This is a genomic window from Halorubrum sp. SD690R (assembly GCF_005435035.1).
In the GTDB taxonomy this organism is placed as follows: Archaea; Halobacteriota; Halobacteria; order Halobacteriales; family Haloferacaceae; genus Halorubrum; species Halorubrum ezzemoulense.
Genome location: NZ_SGTV01000009.1, coordinates 48,403 through 71,100 on the forward strand (window position 1 = coordinate 48,403; position 22,698 = coordinate 71,100).

The following is a 22,698-nucleotide window of genomic DNA, read 5'->3' on the forward strand; positions in this document are numbered from 1 at the left end:
GATTGACATCGGACGCTCCGGGGAGTGCGGTCCGACGGGCCTCGGAGTCGAAGCGCTTGTTGGGTCGAGTTCGTCATGTCGGTAACGACCGGGGCGTCCGCGACGGCCCCGGACCCGCGACGACCGCGCGCTGGCGTCGCCGCTCCGCTCGGGAGGGGCCCCGTCCGCCTCGGAGCGCCTCGGGAGGCTTTTTATTCGCGACCTCGGAGGGGTTCGACATGGAGACCCGACGCGCGCTGCTCGTCGACGCGTTCGCCGCGGAGCCGCTGGCCGGGAACGCCGCCGGCGTCGTCCCCGACGCAGAGGGGCTGAGCGATGAACAGCTGGCCGCCGTCGCCGCCGAGCTCGGCGCCTCGGAGACTGCCTTCCTGACCGGGGCCGACGGCGCGGCCGACGACCGGCTCCGGTACTTCTCGCCGACCACGGAGGTCGACCTCTGCGGGCACGCCACGATCGCGATCTACGGCGCCCTGTTCGCCGAGGGAGCGATCGACGGCGGCGAGCGCACGCTCCGCACGAACGTCGGCGACCTCAGCGTCGCGGTCGACGACGACGGCACCGTCTGGATGCGACAGCAGGCGCCGAGCGTCGAGGTCGTCGACGTCGATCTCGACCGGGTCGCGGCCGCGCTCGGCGTCGACCCCGCCGCGCTCCGCGACGTCGGCGCGGACCTCCCCGCCGCGGTCGCGTCCACGGGCCTCCCGTTCCTTGTCGTCCCAGTGAACTTCTTGGAGCGGCTCGGCGAGGCCGACCCGGACGACGCGGCCGTCGAGCGCCTCTCCGAGGAGTTCGACGTCGCCGGCGTGTACGCGTTCTCCTTCGACGCGCTCGACGCCGACTCGACGGCCCACGGTCGGGCGTTCGTGCCCTCACTGGGGATCTCCGAAGACCCGGTCACGGGCACCGCGAGCGGAGCGGTCGGCGGATACCTCCGTCACGTCGACGCCTTCGACGGGGACGAGCCGGACGAGCTCCGCTTCGAGCAGGGCCACTTCCTCGACCGACCGGGCCGCGTGCGCGTGCGAGTAGAGGCGGACGGCGTCCGCGTCGGCGGCCGGGCGACGGTCGCGCTCGACGGTGAGATCCGGATCCCCGGCGGCGAGGACGACGAGATCATCGAGGCGTGATCCCGTCGCGGAGACCGAACGTTTAGCATCGCTCGCGACGTACCGAAACCATGGAATTCGACCTTCCACGCGCGGCAGCGATCCTCGTACTGATCGTCGCGGTCGGCGCCGGCGGCCTCATCGGCGCGGAGATGATGCCCCTCCAGACGACCCTGATGATGGTCGTCCCGTCGATGCTCGTCTTCGGCGGGCTCGCGTTCGCGATCGGCGTGAAACACGGCGAGTTCCGGGCGGGACACGCCTGAACCGATCGAAGGGGCGGCCGAGACCCGCCTCGTAGCGAAACGGTAACGGCCGCCACCTCGGGCGGTCGCGGATCACGACCCTTTTGAAACGCCGTTGCGAACCGGGAGCCGTGCTGCCCGGGTCGCCACTCCTCGAACTGCTGTTGATCGCCGTCGGCGTCGCCCTCCTGTACGCCGGCGCCGAACTGCTCGTCGCGGGGGCGAGGGACCTCGCGCTCGCCGTGGGGCTGAAGGCGTCGACGGTCGGCGTCACCGTCGTGGCGTTCGCGACGACGGCCCCGGAGCTTTTCGTCTCCCTGCTCGGCGCCGTCACGGTGTCGACGGACATCGGACTCGGCGCGATCGTGGGCTCGAACATCGCGAACATCGGGCTCGTGTTGGGGGTGTCGGCGCTGATCCGCCCGCTCAACGTCTCCGACACGGTGTTTCGCCGTGACGTCCCGTTCATGGTGCTGGCCGCGCTGCTGTTGGTCGGCCTCGGTTGGGACGGGCGGATCGGGTTCCTCGACGGCGTCGTGCTGCTCGGGACGCTCGTGGCGTTCACCGCCGCGGTGCTGCGACGCGTCCGGGAGAACCAGTCGGCGATCACCGACAGCGAGCGGGACGAGATGCCGGACGCGAGGGCCCGCGACATCGCGATGGTCGTCGCCGGGATCGCGGCGCTCGTCCTCGGCTCGCGGTGGCTGATCGACGGCAGCGAGTCGCTGCTGGCGGCCGCCGGCTTCTCGGACATCTTCATCGGACTCACCGTGCTGGCGCTCGGCACGTCGCTGCCGGAGCTGGCGGCCAGCGTCGTGGCCGCGGTGCGCGGCGAGGCGGAGTTCAGCGTCGGCAACGTCGTCGGCTCGAACATCTACAACATCCTCGCCGTCATCGGCATCGTGGCCGTCGTGACGCCCATCGGCGTCGCCCCGGGCGTTCGCGGCTTCGAGTTCCCCGCGCTGCTCGCGTTCACGGCCGTCATCGTCGGCATCATGGCGTACAGCGAGCGGATCACCCGCGTCGACGGCGCGGTCCTCACCGTCGGATACGGGGCCTTCGTCTATCTGTTGCTCCCGTAGCGCGGACGGCCGGACCCCGGTCGACGCGCCCCCGCGGAGTCGGAGCAGAACCGACGGCTATTCCGTCGCGGGCGACCGAGTCGGCGTCGTGATAGCGATCGTCGTCAGCCGGGCCGACAGCGCCTCGGCGCACATCGGCGAGCGGCTGCTCGAGGTCGGCGACTGGGAGGCGCGCGAGGACGAGTCGCGCCCCGACGCCGACGGGGGCGCAACGTACTACCGGGCGGCGGGATTCGAGCTCCGCGAGTTCGACGACCTCCACATCCGCCTGTCGGACCCGGCCGCCGCGTTCGACTGCGACCCCGAGTTCCTCGCGTTCGTCTCCAGACACTCGGGGGAGACGGGCGAACTCCTGACCGCGCACCTCACCGGGAACTTCGGCGAGGCGAAGTACGGGGGCGACCCCGAGTCGCTGGCGCGGGCCGCGCCGGGCGCGGAGAAGCGCGCCGTCGAGGCGCTCGCGCGACATGCCCCGGAGGGGTACGAGGTCGGCATCGAGTGTACCCACCACGGGCCGACGGGCGTCTCCGTGCCGTCGCTGTTCGTCGAACTCGGCTCCGACGAGCCGCAGTGGGAGGACCCCGAGGCGGCCGCGGCGGTCGCGCGGGCAGTCCTCGACCTGCGCGGGACCGGCGCGGACGTAGTCGGCGAGGGCGTCGCCGACGCCGCGACCGCGCCGCGCCCCCGTCACGTCGTCGGCTTCGGCGGCGGCCACTACGCGCCGCGGTTCACCCGTATCGTCCGCGAGACCGAGTGGGCGGTTGGGCACGTCGGCGCCGACTGGGCGCTCGCCGACCTCGGCGCGCCCGAGGCGAACTGCGACGTGATCGAGGCCGCCTTCGAGCGGAGCCGCGCCGACCGGGCCGTGATCGACGGTGACCGCCCCGACCTCGCCGCGGTGGTCGAGGACCTCGGTCACCGGGTCGTGAGCGAGACGTGGGTCCGCGAGGTCGGCGATGCTCCGATCCCGCTCGTCGAGCGGCTGGAGGCGGCGATCGGACCGGTCGACGAGGGGTTGCGGTTCGGCGCGGTCGCCGACGAAGTCCCCGAAACGGCGGGGACCGAGGCGGAAGACGCCGGTGGCGACCGGGCGGACGGCACCGGCGGCGACGGGGCAGCGGTCCGGGTCCGCGACCTTCCGGCGGACCTATGCTCGCGGGCGCAGGGGCTCGACGCCGCCGCGACGCGGGAGGCGGTCGAGCGCGTCGCCGTCGCGTTCGACACGGAACAAGGCGGCACCCGCGCGGCGGGGCGGGTCGCGTTCGCGACGACTCCGGAGACGCCGGGGTACGCGGACCTCGTGGACGGGTTGGCGGCGGTGTTGGAGACCGGGTACGACGCGGTCGAGGTGGCGGCCGACCGGAACGCGGTGGTCGCCCGCGAGACCGCGTTCGACCCGTCGCTGGCGGCCGAACGAGGCGTACCGGAGGGGCCGGCGTTCGGCCGGCTCGCCGACGGGGAGGCGGTCGAGGTCGACGGCGCGACCGTCGAACCAGACGACGTGTCGCGAGCGCGGACGGAGCGGTTCCCGATCGACGGCGACGCCCTCAAATAATTTATAAAAGCCCGTGCGGCCGGCGGATCGACCGCGTCAGCCGTACTCGCTCGGGTCGGCCGCGAACGCCGGAGATTTCGGCGTCCGACCTGCGTCAGACGATCGGGCAAAAATAAATACGTCCGGGTCGCAACGACACCATATAATGGACTCCATCGTTGAGGACGCCATCGACGAAGCCGAAGAGGCCCCCGCAGAGGACGCCGGGGGAGCCGGCGAGAGCGCCGCCGGAGGGAGCGCCGGCGCGCCGCCACAGACCGGGACGATGACCGACGACGAGCTGCAGGACGTCCTCCAAGACCTCCAGACGAACATCACGGTCGTCGGCTGCGGGGGCGCCGGCGGCAACACGGTCAACCGCATGACTGAGGAGGGGATCCACGGCGCGAAGCTGGTCGCCGCCAACACGGACGTCCAGCACCTCGTCAACATCGAGGCCGACACGAAGATCCTCATGGGCCAACAGAAGACGCAGGGGCGCGGCGCGGGCTCCCTCCCGCAGGTGGGCGAGGAGGCCGCCATCGAGTCCCAAGAGGAGATCCAAGACGCCATCGACGGCTCCGACATGGTGTTCGTCACCGCCGGGCTCGGCGGCGGCACCGGGACCGGCTCGGCGCCGGTGGTCGCGAAGGCGGCCCGCGAGTCTGGCGCGCTCACCATCGCCATCGTCACGACCCCGTTCACGGCCGAGGGCGAGGTCCGACGCACGAACGCCGAGGCCGGCCTCGAACGCCTCCGCGACGTGAGCGACACGGTCATCGTCGTCCCCAACGACCGCCTGCTCGACGCGGTCGGGAAGCTCCCCGTCCGGCAGGCGTTCAAGGTGTCCGACGAGGTGCTGATGCGCTCGGTGAAGGGGATCACGGAGCTCATCACGATGCCCGGGCTCGTCAACCTCGACTTCGCCGACGTTCGCACGGTCATGGAGAAGGGCGGCGTCGCGATGATCGGCCTCGGCGAGTCGGACTCCGACTCGAAGGCGCAAGACTCGGTGAAGTCCGCGCTGCGCTCGCCGCTGCTCGACGTCGACATCTCGGGCGCGAACTCCGCGCTGGTGAACGTCACCGGCGGCACCGACATGTCCATCGAGGAGGCGGAGGGCGTCGTCGAGGAGATATACGACCGGATCGACCCCGACGCCCGGATCATCTGGGGGACCTCCGTCGACGACGAGCTCGAAGGCGAGATGCGAACCATGATCGTCGTCACCGGGGTCGAGTCGCCGCAGATCTACGGGAGCAACGGCGAACCGCCGGAGGGCGGCGCCGCTTCCGCCGACGTCGAGGACATCGACTACGTGGAGTAGTCGCCCCGTCCCGAGCCGCATCAAAAGGTAAAAACCGTCTCGTCTCGAATTCGCTGGTAACATGGACGTTCCGTACGACCTCAACAGCTACATTCGGGTGCTGAAGCTGGCGAGCACGCCGAGCACCGACGAGTTCCTCCAGGTGTCGAAGATCGCCGGCGCCGGGATCCTGCTCATCGGGTTCATCGGCTTCCTGATGTTCGCGATCATGAGCCTCCTCCCGGGGGTCGGCGCGTAATGCCGATCTACTCGGTCAAGACGACGGCGAGCCAGGAACGCACCGTCGCCGACATGCTCGCCGAGAAGGAGACGCCCGAGATCCAGGCCGTCATCGCCCCCGACCAGCTCACGAGCTACGTGATGGTCGAGGCGACCGACGGGGCCGCGTTCGGCCGGATTCTCGACGAGATCCCGCACGCCCGCGGCGTCATTCAGGGCGGCGACGGCCCGGCCGAGAGCCCCTTCTCCGAGGTCGAGCACTTCCTCTCGCCGACCCCGGACGTGGAGGGGATCGCCGAGGGCGACATCGTCGAGCTGATCGCCGGCCCGTTCAAGGGCGAGAAGGCGCGCGTCCAGCGGATCGACGAGGGGAAAGACCAGGTGACCGTCGAGCTGTACGAGGCGACCGTCCCGATTCCGGTGACGGTCCGCGGCGACCAGATCCGCGTCCTCGACAGCGAGGAACGGTAAGGCCTCCGGCCGGCCGATCGGCGCGGCGGCGGACGAGGAAGCGCGAGCCGGCCCGACCGTCTGACGCCAGGATCGCACGCAACGACAAGGGCTTTATTCGACGACGACGGACCGTAGCGATATGTTCGGCCACGGCGCGCCGGCGGTGTTGAGCGTGATTCCCGACACGTTCACGTTCGCGTGGATCGTCGCGATCCTCTTCGCGACGGCGTGGCTGCTCGACGAGCGCGGGCTGGCCGCCGGTCGCGCGCTCGCGGCCGGGACGTGGGCGCTGTTCGGGCTCTTCTGGCTGTCGACGGTGCCGTACTTCGCGTTCGAACACCAGAGCTACGTCGAGTCGATCCTCGCGCTCGTCGGCTTCCCCGCCAGCGTGTACGCGGGGTATCTCCTCTACGACGGGCGCGCGTCGCTTTTCACGCTCACGCGGGCCATCGCGATCATGCTCTTCATCTACCTCCCGTTCGAGACGATCCCGGCGTTCACCGTCGGCGGGGTCGCGGTCCCGGAGCCCCGCCGGATCCTCATCGAGGTCGTGGCGACGCAGACCGGTGCGCTCATCGACCTGCTCGGGTACGCGCCGGAGGCGGTGACGAGCAGGGAGGGGTACGAGGCGGCGTACTCGTGGACGCTGGACGACGGCCACACCGTCATCATCCACATCGTACTGGCGTGTACGGGGCTGGGGAGTATGGCCATCTTCGGCGGCCTCGTCGCCGCCGTCGAGGCGCCTCTCGCGCGGAAGCTCCGCGCGCTCGCGGTGTCGATCCCGCTCATTTACGTCCTGAACATCTTCCGGACGACGTTCATTTCGGTGGTGTCTGGCAACCAGTACATGCACTGGTACCCGGACCTGGTGATGACGATGTTCGGCGCGACCGACCCGTACAGGGTGTCGTTCCTCATCTCCGACCGGATCATGAGCCAGCTGCTGGCGGTCGTGGCGCTCATCGCGATCACCTTCCTCGCGGTGCGCGAGCTGCCCGAGCTCGCGGTCATCTTGGAGGACGTCCTCTACCTCATCACCGGCGAGGAGCACGACCTGACCGAGGCGCTCGACCTGCCGCGCGAACCGACGAACCGATAGGGCGGCGGGTCCGGGACGGCCCCGCTTTGGAGACACTATATATTGCTATATAGCAAGCTATAGACGTAGCGGGCCGGAACGGTCGGTCATGACTCCGAGGGCGCGAGACGGACCGTCGGGCGCCGGTCCGAGAGCGCGGTCGCGCGGAGGTGGGCGGCGGTGATAGGCGGGGTCGACCCGTTCGTCTACCTCGAGACGAACGTCGCGAAGCTGGCGTTAGCGACCGCGCTCGGCATGTTCCTCGGGCTGGAGCGCGAGTGGTCGCAGAAGTCGGCGGGGATCCGGACGTTCGCGCTCGTCAGCCTCGCGGCGGCGGTGTTCTCGCTCGTCGACGAGCCCGGGCTGCTCGTCGTCGGCGGCGTGCTGGTGGTCGCCAGCGCGGTGTTACTGGCGGTCCGGAGCTTCGTCGAGGCCGAGGTCGACGGGCTCTCGCTGACCACGTCGGCGTCGCTGCTCGTCACGTACGGGGTCGGGGTGCTCGTCGCCGAGGAGTTGTTCATCGAGTCGGTGACGGTGGCGGTGCTCTCGTCGCTGCTCTTGGTGTTGAAACGGGAGCTCCACCAGTTCGCGTGGGGGCTCTCGCGCGAGGAGGTGCGCAGCGCGGTGGAGTTCACCATCCTCGCGTTCGTCGTCTTCCCCCTCCTCCCCGCCGAGACGATCGACCCGTGGAACGCGGTCCAGCCGCGGCTCGTCTGGTCGCTCGTGGTCGCGGTCAGCGCCATCGGCTTCGTCAACTACGTGCTGGTGAAGCGGTATCAGGGGCGCGGCTACGCGGTGACCGGGTTCTTCGGCGGGCTCGTCAACTCGACGGCGGTCGTCGCCGAGATGGCGAAGCGCGCGAAGGGGCGCGCCGACCTCGGCGAGATCGCGGTGGGGTCGATCCTGCTCGCCAACGCCGCCATGGCGTTCCGGAACGCCGCGGTCGTGGCCGTCTTCGTCCCCGAGGCGGCGCTCGTCGTCGGCGCGCCGCTCGGCGCGATCACGGTCGCGGGGATCGGCGTCGCCGTGTGGCGGAGCGACTGGCGGACGACGATGGAGGCGGAGCTCACCTCGCCGTTCAGCCTCGGGAACGCGCTCACGTTCGGCGCGCTCTTCCTGCTCGTGCTGCTCGCCTCCGCGGTCGCCGAGCGGACGTTCGGCGCTGGCGGGTTCGTCGCCACCTCCTTCCTCGCGGGGCTGGTGTCGTCGGGGACCTCGACGACCACGGCGGTCTCGCTGCTCGGGACCGGACAGATCGGCGTCGACACCGCGGTCGCGGGCGTGGTCGCCGGGACGGCCGCCAGCATCCTGGTGAAGACGGCGTTCGCGGCGAGCATCGCGCGCGAGCTGGTCAGGCCGGTGTTCCTGTGGAACCTCCTGTTGATCGCCGTGGGCGTGGTCGCGGGGGCGCCGCTGTTGCTGTTGTGAGGGCCCGCTGAGTCCGGTGGGCGAAGTGGGTCAGGCAGCCCGTCGGACCGGCCTCAGGAGATGTGTGCGGCGATGTCCGTCGACGACATCATCCCGACGTAGTCGTCGTCGACGACCGGGAGGTGTTTCACGCCGTACATGGTCATCATCGCGGCGACCTCCTCCAGCATGAGGTCCGGCGTCACCGTCTCGACGTCCTCGGTCATCACGTCGCGGACCGTCGTCGCCTCCGGGTCGCTCCCGTCGGCGACCGCTCCGACGACGTCGCTCTGCGTGAGGATACATCCTCCGCCCGTCGTCACGACGAGCGCACTGATGTTCTCGTCGCGCATCCGCCGGGCGGCCTCCCGGAGCGGCGCGTCCGCCCCGATCGTCTCCAAGGGCGTCGACATCACGTCCGCGACGCGGGTCCTGTCGTCGAGATCCATACCGCGCTGTGTGTTACCATGTTTCATTACTCTTCCGGAACGCACAACGCGACGCGATCTCGACTCGGACGCGGCGCCGTCATGCGGCCTCGGGCCGTCCCGGCGCCCGACCCGTCAGCCTCGCCGCGAGAGGTACGCCGTGAGGTCCGTCGTGGAGACCATGCCGATCGGTCTGTCGTCGCCGTCGGTCACCGGGAGGTGGGTGTAGCCGTGTGCGGTCGGCTCCGCCAGCTCCGCGACGGTGTCTTCGCGGCCGACCGTGACCACGTCGGTCGTCATGAACGCCTCGACCGGCGTCCGGTCTTTCGGGTCGTTGTCCCGGACGAGGGCGACGAAGTCCGTCGCAGTGATCAGCCCGGCGAGGGCCCCGTCGGAGTCGAGGACGAGGAGAGAGCTACCCCCGGACTCGCGCATCTGCTCCGCCGCGTCGGCCGCCGCGGCCCCGCGTTCGATAGTCGTCAGGTCGGTCGACATGAGTCGATCTACCGGCACGTCATCCATGGTGCGTGCCAACGCCCCACATAATAATCAAACGTGCGGTCGGTTCGGGGGCGTTCGCCTCGCGACCGCGGACGCCTCACTCGTCGACGAGCGACTCGGGGGCGCCGGCGAGACCGACGAGGGCGTCCGCCTCGACGTGATGGAGGTCACCCGGGATCACGAGCAGGTGGAGCGGGTCGCCGAACTCGCGGTCGGCGAGCGCGCTCAGACGGTCGGCCGCGACGACCGCGTCCGGCGAGCCGGCGCGGGCGACGACGACCGCGAGCTCGTCCGCCCACTCCTCGGCCAGCAGTCCGGCGGCGACGTCCGCGGTCATGTACTCCTCGTGGTCGGGGTCCGGACCGGCGGGGCCCGTTCCCACCTTGATGTCGAGGTAGACGACGGTGTGGAGCCCGCGCTCCCGGTTCGCCTCGATCGTCTCGACCACGCTCCCGGGGACGTCGTCGCCGCCGTGAGCGTACGGGAACGGGAGCGTTGTCGCCTTGCCGAACCGGTAGTTCTGGAGCCCGGTGAGACTCGACGCCGCGGACTGGGCGGTCACGCCGTGGATCACGCGCGTGTCGATCCCGCGCTCCTCGGCGCGGAGGCGGAGGTCGGTGTGGGTGGTCGAGATCATCGTGTCGCCGGCGGTACAGAACGCGGCGTCGCCGGACTCGGCCGCCGCGAGTATCGGCTCCGGGTCCTGCTCGACGCCGGCGCGGTCGCGCACCTCGACGTCGACGCCGTGGTGCGCCTCAAGGTCAGCGACGTCGGCGCCGACCAGTCGGCTGGTGTAGAACTCCGCGAAGACCCTGTCGGCCGCGCGGAGCGCCTCCCGCCCCTCGACGGTGACGGAGCGCTCGTCGTAGAGACCGAGCCCGATGAACGTGAGCATACCCGGAGTCGGCGCGCGGCGAATGAAAAGAACGCGGAAAATCGGCTCGGCAGCGCGAGAACATTTGACACCCTAATAGACCTTCATGATTGTCCCTTGGGATTCCATAGCAAGCCATAAGAGGGAACCAACACAAGTTCAGGCCACGAGACCCACTCGGGCTCACATACCATTATGACTGACGACGAACTCATCTGGCGGATATCGGGGGGATCCGGTGACGGGATCGCTTCCACCAGCCAGAACTTCGCGAAGGCCTTGATGCGATCGGGGCTCAACGTCTTCACGCATCGGCACTACCCGTCGCGAATCCGCGGCGGCCACACCTACACGGAGGTCCGCGCGTCGGCGGACCCCGTGAACTCCCGGGGCGACGGCTACAACTTCCTCTTAGCGCTCGGCGACTCGTTCGCTCGGAACCCGTCCGAGGGCGCCGTCTACGGCAACGAGGAGATCAAGCCGCTCTCGGAGAACCTGGATGAGCTCCGCGAAGGCGGAGTCATCATCTACGACGAGGGGCTGCTCGACGCCTCCGAGATCCCGAACTTCGAGGAGCGCGCCGAGGAGAACGACTGGCACGTATTCCCCCTCGACCTCCGCGGACTCGCCCGCGATATGGGTCGCGAGGTCATGCGCAACACCGCCGGCGTCGGCGCGACCTGCGCGATCACCGGCATGGAACTCGACCACGTCGAGGACCTGATGCGCGACGCGATGCCGGAGAAGATCCTCGACCCGAACCTCGAGATCCTCGAGACCGCCTACGAACAGGTCCAAGAGGAGTACGACGTCGACGCGCCGGACGTGTCGGTCCCGACCGGCGAACACGACGAGACCCAACTGCTCATGTCCGGGTCGGACGCCATCTCCTACGGCGCCATCGACGAGGGCTGCCGGTTCATCTCCGGCTACCCGATGACACCGTGGACCGAGGTGTTCACCATCATGACGAAGAACCTGCCGAAGCTCGGCGGGATCTCCGAGCAGGTGGAAGACGAGATCGCCGCGGCCGCGCTCGCGGTCGGCGCGTCCCACGCCGGCGTCAAGGCGATGTCCGGCTCCTCCGGTGGCGGGTTCGCGCTGATGTCCGAGCCGCTCGGGCTCGCGGAGATGACGGAGACGCCCGTCGTCCTCGTCGAGGCCATGCGCGCCGGTCCCTCGACCGGGATGCCGACGAAGCCGGAGCAGTCCGACCTCGAACACGTCCTCTACACCTCGCAGGGGGACTCCCAGCGCGTCGTGCTGGCGCCCGGCACCGTCGAGGAGGCGTACGAGCAGTCCCGGCTCGCCTTCCGGCTCGCCTACGGGTACCAGATCCCGACGATCCTGCTGTACGACCAGAAGCTCGGCGGTGAGATGACGAACGTCCCGAAGAGCCACTTCGACCGGGAGGCGAACCCGGACCTCGGGAAGACGCTCTCGGAGGACGCGCTGTCGGAGCAGCCCCACAGCGACGACGGGAAGTTCCACCGCTTCCAGCACGAGGTCGACGACGGCGTCTCCCCGCGGTCGATCCCCGGCCAGAAGGGCGGTCGCTTCCTCGCGACCGGCAACGAGCACGACCCGACCGGCCACATCAGCGAGTCCCCGGACAACCGGGTCGCGCAGATCGACCGGCGGGCCGAGAAGCTGGCGGCGATCCGCGACGACCTCGACACGGTCGACACCGGGTCGTACGCCGGCCCGGAGGGCGCCGAGTACGGCATCCTCACGTTCGGCAGCCAGCAGGGAACCGTCGAGGAGGCCGTCGGTCGCCTCAACGACGCCGGCGTCTCGGTGAAGTCGTACGGCGTCTCGGACATGCTGCCGTTCCCGACCGAGCAGGTCCGGGCGTTCATCGAGAGCGTCGACGAGGTGCTGGTCGTGGAGATGACCGCCTCGGGACAGTTCCGCGGGCTCGTCCAGAAGAACCTGGGCCAGTACGGCGAGAAGCTGTCGAGCCTGCTGAAGTACAACGGGAACCCGTTCGAGCCGGCGGAGATCGTCGACGGGTTCGAGACCGCGATCGTCGAGGGCGACGGCGACGCGCCCGGCCATCAGACCACCTTCGTCCCAGCCGCAGGTGACTAAGCAATGAGCACGTTTTCAGCAATCGGAGAGGAGCGAGAGATCGACCGCGACGAGTACACCCCCGGCGTCGAGCCGCAGCCGACCTGGTGTCCGGGCTGCGGTGACTTCAGCGTCCTGAAGGCGCTCAAGCAGGCGCTGCCGGAGGTCGGGCGCACGCCCGAGGAGACCCTGCTGTGTACCGGGATCGGCTGTTCGGGCAAGCTGAACAGCTACCTCGACACGTACGGGTTCCACACGATCCACGGGCGCTCGCTGCCCGTGGCCCGCGCCGCGAAGCTCGCGAACCCCGACCTCGAAGTGATCGCCGCCGGCGGCGACGGCGACGGCTACGGGATCGGCGGGAACCACTTCATCCACACGGCCCGGGAGAACCACGACATGACGTACATCGTGTTCAACAACGAGATCTTCGGGCTCACGAAGGGGCAGACCTCCCCGACGAGCCCGAAGGGCCACAAGTCGAAGACGCAGCCTCACGGGAGCGCCAAGGAGCCGATCAAACCGCTCTCGATGTCGCTGAACGCCGGCGCCTCCTACGTCGCCCGCACGGCGGCGGTGAACCCGAACCAGGCGAAGGAGATCATCGCCGAGGCGATCGAACACGACGGGTTCGCGCACGTCGACTTCCTCACGCAGTGCCCGACGTGGAACAAGGACGCGCGCCAGTACGTCCCGTACATCGACGTCAACGACTCCGACGACTACGAGTTCGACATGACGGACCGCGTCGAGGCCCAGGAGATGATGCGGACGACCGAGGAAGCCCTCTACGAGGGCGAGGTGCTCACCGGCCGCTTCTACGTCGACGAGGACCGCCCCTCCTACGGGGAGGAGAAGCGCTCGATCGGCGAGATGCCCGAGGAACCGCTCGCCGAGCGCTACTGGGACGACGACTACGAGTGGGAACGCTCCCACGACATGTTCCTCGACAAACACGCCTGAGCCGACCGGCGGCCGTTCACGACGCGGCGAGTTCGTTTTTTGATTCGCAAGGTCTTTTTTCATTGGTGACAAACAGACTCATATGAGTACTGTATCGACAGAGGAACGGATCCTTTCCGTGTTAGAAGAGGACGCACAGGCGTCCTGCGGGGAGATCGCCGAGCGAGCCGACGTCTCGAAACCGACGGTGCGGAAGTACATCGACCGCCTCGAGGAGCGCGGCGTGATCGTCGGCTACTCCGCGGAGGTCGACCCGAAGAAGCTCTCTTCGCAGTCGATCGCCATGGTCGGCATGGATGTCGACTCGGGGCGGTACGTGGAGGCCACGCGGGATCTGAAGTCGCTCGACGAGGTTCAGGCGCTGTACACCTCCTCGGGCGATCACATGCTGATGGCGGAGGTCCGCGCCGGCGACGGCGACGAGCTCGGCGACGTCATCTCGGAAAAGCTGCTCGGCGTCGACGGCGTCACCGCGGCCCACCCCTCGTTCCTCCAAGAGCGGCTGAAGTGAGTCGGCCGAGAAGCGGTTCGTTTTGACTGTCGACGCCTCTCAGGTGAGCGCGTCGGGGTCCGCAACGACGATCGATTCGTCGCCCGCCGGGCTCCGCCGGGTCCCGCGAGGCGCGAACCCGTGCGCGCTGAAGAACTCCTCGGCGCTGGGGCGGTCCGAGGGGACGGTCGCGCGGAGCGTTTTCACCCCGCGGTCGGCGAGCGCGCTCCCCACGCGGGCGAGCAGCTCGGCCGCGACGCCCTCGCCCGCGCGGTTCGGGTGAACCCACAGCGCCAGTAGCTCGGCCTCCGTCCCGTCGGGATCCGGGTGCGCGATGGCGAGCCCGACGGGCCCCTCCTCGTCGTGTTCCATCAGGAACGACCACTCCGCCTCGGCGGCGGCCTCGCGGACGCCGGCGGCGGACACGTCGAGCAGTGGCGCGCCGATGTCGTCGAACACCGTCTCCTCGCGGGCTCGTGAGACCGCCGTTCGCAGGTCCTCCGCGTCGTCGGGGCGAGCCGCCCGGACATCCATGTTCGACCGTGAGTAAAGAACGCACCTATAGGTTTTGGGATGCGAATTGTTCCCACAGTATCGGTCGACGAAAGCTCCGACTCGTCGGGCAAGGATCGCGACGCGTTAAGCGAAAGCCGCGGCCCGTCGGGGTCGTTACGCGACCGGTTCGACCCCGATCGTGACCGCGACGCCTTCGACCTCCCACTCTTCGACGAGTCCGCCGTCGGCGTCGGCGGCGTCGCTCGCGTCGTCGAGCCATGCGTCGGCGCGCACCTCGCCGGCGATCAGGTCGGCGTGCTCGTCCACGAAGCCGGCGACCCGGTCGTCGTCGACCGCGACGCCGACGCGAATCCGCGCCTCAACGTCGAGGTCCAGTTCCTTGCGCATCTCCTGGACCCGGCGGATCACGTCGCGGGCGTACCCCTCGGACTCGATGTCGGGCGTCAGCGAGGTGTCGACGTAGACGGTGCCGCCCTCGAAGTCGGCCCCGGAGACGTGCTCCGGCGGCTCCGCGACGTATTCGACCATCTCGTCGTCGAGGTCGACGGGCTCGCCGTCGACCTCGACCTCGCCGCCCTCGACCTCGGCGCGGATCGCGCCTTGAACCGCCTCCATCACCTTCTGGGCGTCCCCGCCGAACGCCGGCCCGATGGCGGCCATCTGCGGCTCGGCGGTCTCGACCAGTTCGTCGAAGGCGTCGGTGACGACCACGTCGCGGGCGTTGACGCGGTCAGCGATCAGCGCTTTGAGGCGGTCGACCGCGGCCGCAACCGTCTCGTCGTCGGTCTCGACGACGACGCGCGGCACGGGCCAGCGGAGCTTGCGGCCAGCCTGCTGGCGCGCGTTCGCGGCCGCCTCCTCGATGTCGCGGAAGGCCGCCACGTCGCGTTCGAGGTCGTCGTCGCGCAGGTCCGCGTCCGGCTCGGGGTACGACAGCGCGTGGACCGTCGTCGCCTCGCCGTCGAGCCGCTGGTACATCCGCTCGGTGAGGTACGGGGCGACCGGCGCGAGCAGCCGGATCACCTCGTCGAGGACCGTCGCGAGCGTGGCGTACGCGCCGCGCTTCGAGGGGGAGTCGGTCTCCTCCCACATCCGGTCGCGGACGGCCTTCACGTAGAACCGCGAGACGTCCTGCGTGACGAACTCGATGACGGCGTTGACGGCGTCGCTGACGCGGTAATCGTCCCACGCGTCGGCGACCTCCGTCTCCACGGACTGGAGCCGGGAGAGCACCCACTCGTCGACGAGTTCGAGGTCGCCGTCCGAGAGGTCGGCGTCGGCCGGGTCGTAGCCGTCGAGCTCCATGTACTCGAGGGGGAACCGGAACACGTTCCAGAGGATGTTGAGCTTGCCCTGGATCTCGCCGAGCCCGTCCCACTCGAACGCGAGGTCGACGCCCTGCTGGTCGTGGCTGAGCAGGTAGGTGCGGAGCGGGTCGCGGCCGGCGCGCTCGATGGCCTCCTCCGGCGTGACGATGTTGCCGACCGACTTCGACATCTTTCGGCCGTCCTCGTCGTTGGCGAAGCCGTGCATCAGCACCTCCTCGTAGGGGATCTGATCGACCGCGGCCGTCCCCATACCGAGCTGCGACCAGAACCAGCCGCGGGTCTGGTCGTGCGCCTCGATGATGAGGTCGGCGGGCCACAGCTCCTCGTGGGCTGTCTCGTCGCTCGGGTAGCCGAGCGTGCCCCACGAGGCGACCGAGGAGTCGAGCCACACGTCGAACACGTCTTCGACGCGGCGGTAGGTCGTCCCGTCCTCGACGATCGTGAGGCCGTCGACGGCGGGGCGGTGGAGGTCGATCGAGTCGGGATCGATATCCTCCTCGACGCGGTCGGCGAGCTCCTCGCGGGTGCCGACCACGATCATGTCCTCGTCGAGGTTCCCCGGCTCGGCGTCCTCCGGGACCCAGATCGGGATCGGGACGCCCCAGTAGCGCTGGCGCGAGACGTTCCAGTCGGGCGCGTCCTCGATGAAGTCGCGGAACCGGTTGTCCCGGGCCCAGTCGGGGTGCCACTCCGACTCCTCCATGTTGTCGAGGAGGTCGTCTTTCACGTCCGTGATCGAGATGAACCACTGGTCGGTGACCAGCTGGATGATCCCGGTGTCACAGCGCCAGCAGTGGCCGTAGCTGTGGTCGACGGTGCCGTGCGCGAGCATGTGGCCGTCGGCGACGAGGTCCTCGATGATGTCGTCGTTCGCGTCGCGCACGAACTGGCCGGCGTACTCGCCCGCCGCCGCCTCGAACTTGCCGTTCGGACCGACGGGACAGTGGATGTCGAGCCCGAGTTCGGTGCCGCGGTGGAAGTCCTCTTCACCGTGGCCCGGCGCGGAGTGGACCAGGCCGGTGCGGTCGGCCTCCACGTAGTCGGCCGCGTACACCTGTCCGGCGCCCTCGAAGTCGGGGTAGTCGGCAACGTGGTCGGCGAGCGGGTGGTCGTACGCCCAGCCGACGAGTTCGTCGCCGGTCAGCTCCGCCTCGACCGCGTACTCCTCGTAGCGGCCCTCCCCGAGTACGTCCTCGACGCACTCGGCGGCGACGTAGAGGAGCTCCTCTTCGCCGTCCTTCTCGGCGCGGACGGCGTTGTAGGTGAGGTCCTCGTCGACGGCGACGAAGGTGTTCGCGGGGATGGTCCACGGCGTCGTCGTCCAGATGACGAGGCTCCCCTCGCGGTCGGCGAGCGGGAACTTCACGTAGATGGAGGGGTCCTCGACGTCCTCGTACTCGACCTCGTTGTTGGCGAGCCCGGTCTCGCAGCGCGGGCACTGCGAGATGGACCGCTTCCCCTGCTCGACGAGCCCGTTGTCGGCGACCTCGGAGAACGCCCACCAGGCGGCCTCCATGTACTCCGGCGAGATGGTCTCGTACGGGTCGTCCCAGTCCATCCACGCGCCGATGGATTTGAAGTCCTCGTCCATCGCCGCCCGGTTCTCCAGGGCGAACTCCTTACACTTCTCGATGAACGGCTCCATGCCGTACTCCTCGATGTCCCGCTTGTTCTCGAAGCCGAGCTCCTCCTCGACTTTCACCTCGATCGGGAGCCCGTGCATGTCGTATCCCGGGCGGTCGGTGACGCGGTGGCCGGTCATCCGCTTGTACCGGATGACGGCGTCTTTCAGCGTCTTGTTCCAGGCGGTCCCGAGGTGCATCTGCCCGGAGGTGTACGGCGGGCCGTCCACGAAGAAGAACGGCGGATCGTCGGCGTGCGCCTCCTTCGCCGCCTCGTAGGCGTCGTGGTCGTCCCAGTACTCGTCGACCGCGGTCTCGACGTCCGCGGGCGCGTACTGGTCGTCGATCTGCTCCATACGCGTTGGTCTGCGCGCGCGTATTTGAATACGGCGGAGTCGTGGGAACGGTTCAGCCCGCGTCGGCGGGGCCGCCGTCGAAGTAGTCCGCGAGCCGCTCAGCCGCCTCGGTCGCTCGGGGCGTCACCAGCGCGAACCGGATCCACTCGTCGCGGGCGGTGCCGAACGCCTCGCCCGGCATCCCGGCGACGCCGGCCTCGTCGATCAGGCGCTTGACGTTCGCCATCGTGCCGGGGAACCCGTCGAAGCGCGCGAGGACGTAGAAGGCGCCCTCCGGGCGGCCGTACTCCGCGCCCGCCGCGTCGAGGGCGGCGGCGAACGCGTCGACGCGGTCAGCGAGCAGGTCGCGCGACGCGGCGTAGTAGTCGGACGGCGTCTCTTCGAGCGCGTGGTACACCGCGTACTGAGAGGGGCGCGCCCCGGTGACGTTGACGAGCATGTGTCGGGTCTTCGCGTCGCCGACGTGCGCCTCGGGGAACACCCCGTACCCGACGCGGAAGCCCGTGATGGCCATCGACTTCGAGAAGCCGCTCGTGACGATGACGCGCTCGGAGTCCAGCGTCAGCGCCGACTCGAACGAGCCGGTGAGATCGAACCGGTCGTACACCTCGTCGACGACGACGAGCGCGTCGACGGCCGCCGCGATTTCGACGACCTCGCGGACCGCGTCGAGGTCGTAGACGGCGCCGGTCGGGTTGTTCGGCGTGTTGAGGACGACGAGTGCCGTGTCCTCGCTCGCCGCCTCGCGGATCGCGTCGACGTCGAGCCCGCCGTCGCGCGCCGTGGGCACGAGCGTCGGCTCCCCACCGAGCAGGTGCGTCTTCCCGGGGTAGTACGGGTACACCGGGTCCATCAGGAGCGCCTCGTCACCAGCGTCGCGGTCCAGCGCCCGGGCCATCGCGAGGTAGTTCGCCTCGCCGGTGCCGTTGGTGACGACCACGCGCTCGGGGTCGACGCCCCGGCGCTCGGCGATCGCCCCGCGGAGCTCTCGGAGCCCGTCGCTCGGCGGGTACTGGAAGTCGGCGGGCGGGAGATCGGCGTACTCGCGGAGGGCCTCTCGGAGCGCGGCGGGCGGCTCCCAGTCGGGGTTGCCGCTCACCATGTCGATGACGTCGCCGTCGGCGGCCGCGGCGTACTGCATCACGTGGAAGAACTTCGGCTCCTCGTACTCCATACGGTCGGGTCGGACGCGCCCGCCGTGGCTCTTTCGGCCCGGGAGCGTTTCGGCCCGTGAGTGGACCCCGGCCGACGGCGAGGCGGTGCGATCCTCTCCGGGCACGCCGCCCGGATCCGGTGGTTTGACCTGCCGACCCGCACACGCAGAGACATGAACAAACGCGGCCACGTCCTCAACGGCCTGCTGCTCGCCCTGGGGCTCGGCTTCATCGTCGAACCGGGTCTCGACGCGGCGACCGCGACGACCGTCGCCGAGATCACCGTCCCCGTCGTGTTGGGGGCGCTGTTCCCCGACGTGGACACCGCCTTCGGCCGTCACCGGAAGACGCTCCACAGCCTCCCCGTGCTCGCGGTGTTCCTCGCGTATCCGATCGTCTTCGGCAACCTCCAGTACGTGTGGATCGGCGTGTTGACCCACTACGTCCTCGACGTGGTCGGCAGCCGACGCGGCATCGCGCTGTTCCACCCGTTCTCGGACCGTGAGTTCGGAATGCCGAGCGGCGTGACGACGAGCAGCAAGTACGCCGACCTCGTCACGGTGGTCATCACCGGGGTCGAGCTGACGGCGTTCTGGGCGATTCACACCTACGTCGTCAGCCTCGACCTGGACCTGTCCGCGGCGTCGGAGGCCGCGGCGGGCTTCGGGCTCTGACCGGGAAGCCGATCGGGATCCGGGCCGCCCCGAGACGCTCGCACGGCCGCTATTCGTAGACGCTCACGTCGTCGAATCGCCCCTCGTATGCGACGTTCGACGGGAGGGTCGGCTCGTTACCGGAGAGGAACATTCGGTCGAGCTTCGTCCACGTGTTCTCGTAGCCGAGGTGCGCGAACTCCACGAGCCCGCGGAGCCGGTGGCCCAGTCCGCCGCGGTGGATCACCGTTCGGGGGCGTCGCTCGCGGAAGGCGTCGGCGACCGCCTCGGCGTCGTCGAGGTCGCCCTCGAAGGCCGTCCACGCCTCGCCGACCGTGCCGGGGAGGTGGGCGTACGAGGATCCGAACCCGGCGCAGCCGGTCTCCGTCGCGGTCCGGCGGGCGCGCGCGTTCTGGTGGGGGAGCAGCTTGGTGTTGTACGTCTCGACCGCGTCGATCCGGGCGGCGTGCGCGTCGACTTCGGGTCGCGTGAGCGAGATAGTGGCGAACCCGGGGTGCGGGACGAGGACGGCCGCGTCCTGCCGCTCGAACTCGGCCATCGCTCCCTCGAAGGTGATGTAGTCGGGGACGGGATCGGAGAGTCCGAGGACGAGGAGGTGTCGCCGGTTCCCCCAGTCGCCGGTGAACACCTCGCGGGCGGGGACGACGGTCAGCTCGTCGTCGGTGTACCGGGCCGCACGCTCGCTGATCGTCGGGAGGCGCGTGAAGTGCGGCGCGTACACGAGCGCGTCGATGTCGCGCGCCTTCGCCCGGGCGACGACCTCGTCGTCGAGTATCTTGACGTGGGCGTCGACGCGCGTTCTCGATCGGGTCACGGTCGCACGGTCGTCGCGCCCGCGCAAATGGGTATCGTTCGACGACGACGGTGCCGCGACTGCGGGGGTGAACCCGCGGTGCCGACCCCAGTCGACCCCCCGGCGCGCCCGCGCCGAGTTGGGAAACCGTTAATCCCCCTCGGGCGAGAGTCCGGGTATGGCCCCTCGCTGGACGTGCGGCATCGGCGACTGCGACGCCGCCTTCGACGACGTGGAGGCGGCGATCGTCCACCAGACGAACGACCACCAGCGCCACGAGTGTAAGGTGTGCGGCACGATCGTCCCCGACGGCTACTTCGCGATCCGGCACGCGTTCGACGAGCACACCCGCGCCGAGTTCGTCCGCGCGTACGACGCCGACTCGGCCGCGGTGCGCCGCCGCGAGGAGATCAAAGGCGAGGTCGAGTCCGAAGCGGACCTCCAGCAGGTCGTCGAACAGCTCGACCGAGGCGTCTGACCCCGGCCTCTCAGTACAAGACGCGCTTCCCGAACGCGCTCGCCGCCAGCTCAGTCGCGAGCTCAGCCGTCTCGTTGTGCTGGTCCAAGGTCGGGTTCACCTCGACGATCTCCATCGACCGGAGCGCGTCAGTCTCGTCGACGATCTCCATCGCGCTGTGCGCCTCGCGGTAGGTGACGCCGCCGCGGACGGGCGTCCCGACGCCGGGCGCGGCGTTGGGGTCGAGCCAGTCCAGATCGAGGCTGACGTGGATCCCGTCGACGCCCGCGGACGCGACCTCGAGCGCCTCCTCCGTGACAGCCGTGATCCCCCGCTCGTCGATGTCCGACATCGTGTACGCCGCGAAGCCGCGGTCGCGGATCAGCTCCGCCTCCGCCCCGTCGACCGAGCGGAGCCCGACCAAGGCGACGTTCTCCGGCGAGAGCCCCGGCGCGTTCGCCCACTCGGTGTCCGCGAACTCGCCGATCCCGAGCGCCGCCGCCAGAGGCATCCCGTGGACGTTGCCAGAGGGCGTCGTCGCGGGCGTGTTGAGGTCCGCGTGCGCGTCGAACCACACGGCGCCGACGTCCGCGTCGCGCGCGGACCCGGAGAGGCTCCCGATGGCGATGGAGTGGTCGCCGCCGAGCGCCAGCGGCACCTCGCCGTCGGCGAGCGTCGCGGCGACCTCGTCGCCGAGCCGCCGGCAGACCGCTTCCGTCTCGCGGATGAACTTCGCTTCCCCCTCGCTCGGCGCGTCCGCGTCCGGGTCGCGCTCCTCGGCCCGGGGGACGTGGAGGTCGCCCGCGTCGACGGTCTCGACGCCGGCGCCGGCGAGCTGGTCGGCGAGCCCGCCGTACCGGATCGCCGACGGTCCCATGTCGACTCCGCGTCGGTTCGCCCCGTAGTCTGTCGGCGCGCCGATGATCCTGACCGTGGTCATACCGGCTACGCGACGCCGCGGCGCTTGAATGGTGGGGATCGGCGGCCGGGTCGAGCCGACGGGGCGGGATCCGCCCGACCGCGGTCCGAGCGAATCCGACCGACCGGATCGGACAGCGTTTTGCGCCCGGGCCGCCACGGACGCCCATGAGCAGACCCGATCCCCGCTCGGTCGACCCCGGCGACATCGAGCCGATCGGCGCGACCATCGCGGTCGCGTTCACCGGCGCGGCGATCGGGCTCGTCGGCGCCGCGGTCTCGTTCGTCGCCGTCGACTTCGGCGTCGCGCTGATCGGCGTCGGTGTCGTCGTCGCGCTGTCGAGCCCGCTCGCGTACGTGCGGATGAAGCGGCTACGCGGCGGGTGAGCCGAACCGGCCCGAACCGACGGTCTCCGGCCGCCGAGACGATTCCACACGATCGTTTATAAATGGGTTCCACCGCATTTAAGCGGGGGCGCGGTGTATTCCGCACCATGTCATCGATCGAGCTCACTTCGAGCCAGAAAAGCATCCTCTCGGCCCTCATCAACCTGTACGGGGAACGAGAGGACGCCGTGAAAGGCGAGGCGATCGCCGAGGAAGTCGACCGCAACCCCGGGACGATCCGGAACCAGATGCAGAGCCTCAAGGCCCTCCAGCTGGTCGAGGGGGTACCCGGCCCGAAGGGCGGCTACAAACCCACCTCGAACGCGTACGAGGCGCTCGACATCCAGCGCATGGACGAGCCCGCGAACGTCCCGATCTACCACGAGAGCGAGGAGGTCGAGGGGGTCAACGTCGACGGGATCGACCTCTCCAGCGTCCACCACCCCGAGCTGTGCCGCGCCGAGATCCACGTTCAGGGTTCGGTCCGCGACTTCCACGAGGGCGACAGCGTCGCCGTGGGGCCGACGCCGCTCTCCAAGCTCGTCATCGACGGGACGGTCGACGGGAAAGACGACACCGCGAACATTCTCATCTTGCGGATCGACGATATGCGAGCCCCCGACGAGCCGGCCGAACACTGACTGCGAGAGCCGCTGTTTCGTTGCGCCGTGGAGGTCGTTCGACGGAGAACAGCGTTTGAGTCGTCGCCGACC

General features: G+C 69.7%; 24 protein-coding genes. 16 read left to right on the top strand and 8 right to left on the bottom strand.

Going from position 1 to position 22,698, the window contains the following annotated elements:
• Positions 1 to 218 precede the first annotated feature (218 nt).
• From EXE41_RS07415 to EXE41_RS07455, 9 genes are all read left to right on the top strand, one after another.
• Positions 219 to 1,127: a PhzF family phenazine biosynthesis protein gene (locus tag EXE41_RS07415; RefSeq protein WP_086220495.1), complete on the top strand. Its 909-nt coding sequence runs from the start codon at positions 219 to 221 to the stop codon at positions 1,125 to 1,127.
• A 50-nt stretch (positions 1,128 to 1,177) separates the two neighbouring features.
• Complete coding sequence (locus EXE41_RS07420) at positions 1,178 to 1,372, top strand: hypothetical protein (RefSeq protein WP_049931121.1); 195 nt, start codon at positions 1,178 to 1,180, stop codon at positions 1,370 to 1,372.
• Between the two features lie 110 nt (positions 1,373 to 1,482).
• Complete coding sequence (locus tag EXE41_RS07425) at positions 1,483 to 2,433, top strand: calcium/sodium antiporter (protein ID WP_086216104.1); 951 nt, start codon at positions 1,483 to 1,485, stop codon at positions 2,431 to 2,433.
• Positions 2,434 to 2,521: 88 nt separating this feature from the next.
• The gene (locus EXE41_RS07430) at positions 2,522 to 3,988 is read left to right on the top strand and encodes a D-aminoacyl-tRNA deacylase (protein WP_137690673.1); all 1,467 of its coding nucleotides are present in this window, start codon (positions 2,522 to 2,524) and stop codon (positions 3,986 to 3,988) included.
• Positions 3,989 to 4,133: 145 nt separating this feature from the next.
• A complete protein-coding gene (ftsZ, locus tag EXE41_RS07435; RefSeq protein ID WP_004598343.1) occupies positions 4,134 to 5,294 on the top strand; it encodes a cell division protein FtsZ in 1,161 nt (386 codons plus the stop codon).
• A 61-nt stretch (positions 5,295 to 5,355) separates the two neighbouring features.
• On the top strand, positions 5,356 to 5,532 hold the full coding sequence (locus EXE41_RS07440; protein WP_006628863.1) for a protein translocase SEC61 complex subunit gamma: 177 nt from the start codon (positions 5,356 to 5,358) through the stop codon (positions 5,530 to 5,532).
• Complete coding sequence (locus tag EXE41_RS07445) at positions 5,532 to 5,984, top strand: transcription elongation factor Spt5 (RefSeq protein ID WP_049931127.1); 453 nt, start codon at positions 5,532 to 5,534, stop codon at positions 5,982 to 5,984. Before EXE41_RS07440 ends, EXE41_RS07445 begins: the two co-directional genes overlap by 1 nt.
• 121 nt (positions 5,985 to 6,105) lie before the next feature.
• Entirely contained in the window at positions 6,106 to 7,068 is a 963-nt protein-coding gene (gene artA, locus EXE41_RS07450; protein WP_049931130.1) for an archaeosortase A, read from the top strand.
• Between the two features lie 159 nt (positions 7,069 to 7,227).
• Positions 7,228 to 8,475 (top strand): MgtC/SapB family protein, encoded by a 1,248-nt coding sequence (locus EXE41_RS07455; protein WP_049931132.1) that lies wholly within the window; start codon positions 7,228 to 7,230, stop codon positions 8,473 to 8,475.
• 53 nt (positions 8,476 to 8,528) lie between these two features.
• On the opposite strand, the gene EXE41_RS07460 is transcribed toward EXE41_RS07455, so the two are convergent.
• The 3 genes from EXE41_RS07460 to dph5 all read right to left on the bottom strand — a co-directional run bounded on the left by EXE41_RS07460 (position 8,529) and on the right by dph5 (position 10,278).
• On the bottom strand, positions 8,529 to 8,903 hold the full coding sequence (locus EXE41_RS07460; protein ID WP_086220484.1) for a CBS domain-containing protein: 375 nt from the start codon (positions 8,901 to 8,903) through the stop codon (positions 8,529 to 8,531).
• Between the two features lie 114 nt (positions 8,904 to 9,017).
• Positions 9,018 to 9,404, bottom strand: a complete 387-nt coding sequence (locus tag EXE41_RS07465) for a CBS domain-containing protein (protein ID WP_137690674.1) — start codon at positions 9,402 to 9,404, stop codon at positions 9,018 to 9,020.
• Between the two features lie 76 nt (positions 9,405 to 9,480).
• On the bottom strand, positions 9,481 to 10,278 hold the full coding sequence (dph5, locus tag EXE41_RS07470; RefSeq protein ID WP_089307885.1) for a diphthine synthase: 798 nt from the start codon (positions 10,276 to 10,278) through the stop codon (positions 9,481 to 9,483).
• Between the two features lie 174 nt (positions 10,279 to 10,452).
• Here dph5 and EXE41_RS07475 point away from each other — a divergent pair, with 174 nt between their 5' ends.
• From EXE41_RS07475 to lrpA1, 3 genes are all read left to right on the top strand, one after another.
• Positions 10,453 to 12,348 (top strand): 2-oxoacid:acceptor oxidoreductase subunit alpha, encoded by a 1,896-nt coding sequence (locus EXE41_RS07475; RefSeq protein WP_137690675.1) that lies wholly within the window; start codon positions 10,453 to 10,455, stop codon positions 12,346 to 12,348.
• A gap of 3 nt (positions 12,349 to 12,351) precedes the next feature.
• Positions 12,352 to 13,290 carry a thiamine pyrophosphate-dependent enzyme gene (locus tag EXE41_RS07480; RefSeq protein ID WP_049931144.1) on the top strand — a complete coding sequence of 313 codons (939 nt, stop codon included), beginning with the start codon at positions 12,352 to 12,354 and terminating at the stop codon, positions 13,288 to 13,290.
• 82 nt (positions 13,291 to 13,372) lie between these two features.
• The gene (lrpA1, locus tag EXE41_RS07485) at positions 13,373 to 13,801 is read left to right on the top strand and encodes an HTH-type transcriptional regulator LrpA1 (RefSeq protein WP_049931146.1); all 429 of its coding nucleotides are present in this window, start codon (positions 13,373 to 13,375) and stop codon (positions 13,799 to 13,801) included.
• Between the two features lie 39 nt (positions 13,802 to 13,840).
• Here the strand turns inward: lrpA1 and EXE41_RS07490 are convergent, their stop codons facing one another.
• The 3 genes from EXE41_RS07490 to EXE41_RS07500 form a co-directional block, all read right to left on the bottom strand.
• Entirely contained in the window at positions 13,841 to 14,314 is a 474-nt protein-coding gene (locus EXE41_RS07490; RefSeq protein ID WP_049931147.1) for an N-acetyltransferase, read from the bottom strand.
• Positions 14,315 to 14,449: 135 nt separating this feature from the next.
• Complete coding sequence (gene ileS, locus EXE41_RS07495; RefSeq protein WP_137690676.1) at positions 14,450 to 17,602, bottom strand: isoleucine--tRNA ligase; 3,153 nt, start codon at positions 17,600 to 17,602, stop codon at positions 14,450 to 14,452.
• A 52-nt stretch (positions 17,603 to 17,654) separates the two neighbouring features.
• Complete coding sequence (locus EXE41_RS07500; RefSeq protein WP_086220742.1) at positions 17,655 to 18,776, bottom strand: pyridoxal phosphate-dependent aminotransferase; 1,122 nt, start codon at positions 18,774 to 18,776, stop codon at positions 17,655 to 17,657.
• A gap of 153 nt (positions 18,777 to 18,929) precedes the next feature.
• Between EXE41_RS07500 and EXE41_RS07505 the strand changes: the two genes are divergently transcribed.
• On the top strand, positions 18,930 to 19,430 hold the full coding sequence (locus tag EXE41_RS07505) for a metal-dependent hydrolase (RefSeq protein WP_049931154.1): 501 nt from the start codon (positions 18,930 to 18,932) through the stop codon (positions 19,428 to 19,430).
• 49 nt (positions 19,431 to 19,479) lie between these two features.
• Here EXE41_RS07505 and EXE41_RS07510 read toward each other — a convergent pair whose 3' ends face one another.
• A complete protein-coding gene (locus EXE41_RS07510) occupies positions 19,480 to 20,271 on the bottom strand; it encodes a PHP-associated domain-containing protein (protein ID WP_086216110.1) in 792 nt (263 codons plus the stop codon).
• A gap of 130 nt (positions 20,272 to 20,401) precedes the next feature.
• Here EXE41_RS07510 and EXE41_RS07515 point away from each other — a divergent pair, with 130 nt between their 5' ends.
• The gene (locus EXE41_RS07515) at positions 20,402 to 20,701 is read left to right on the top strand and encodes a hypothetical protein (protein WP_049931157.1); all 300 of its coding nucleotides are present in this window, start codon (positions 20,402 to 20,404) and stop codon (positions 20,699 to 20,701) included.
• 10 nt (positions 20,702 to 20,711) lie between these two features.
• On the opposite strand, the gene rocF is transcribed toward EXE41_RS07515, so the two are convergent.
• Complete coding sequence (gene rocF, locus EXE41_RS07520; protein WP_049931159.1) at positions 20,712 to 21,620, bottom strand: arginase; 909 nt, start codon at positions 21,618 to 21,620, stop codon at positions 20,712 to 20,714.
• A 146-nt stretch (positions 21,621 to 21,766) separates the two neighbouring features.
• Between rocF and EXE41_RS07525 the strand changes: the two genes are divergently transcribed.
• Together EXE41_RS07525 and EXE41_RS07530 are read left to right on the top strand one after the other, a co-directional pair.
• Complete coding sequence (locus EXE41_RS07525) at positions 21,767 to 21,985, top strand: hypothetical protein (RefSeq protein WP_137690677.1); 219 nt, start codon at positions 21,767 to 21,769, stop codon at positions 21,983 to 21,985.
• 107 nt (positions 21,986 to 22,092) lie between these two features.
• On the top strand, positions 22,093 to 22,626 hold the full coding sequence (locus EXE41_RS07530; protein WP_049931162.1) for an Rrf2 family transcriptional regulator: 534 nt from the start codon (positions 22,093 to 22,095) through the stop codon (positions 22,624 to 22,626).
• Positions 22,627 to 22,698 lie beyond the last annotated feature (72 nt).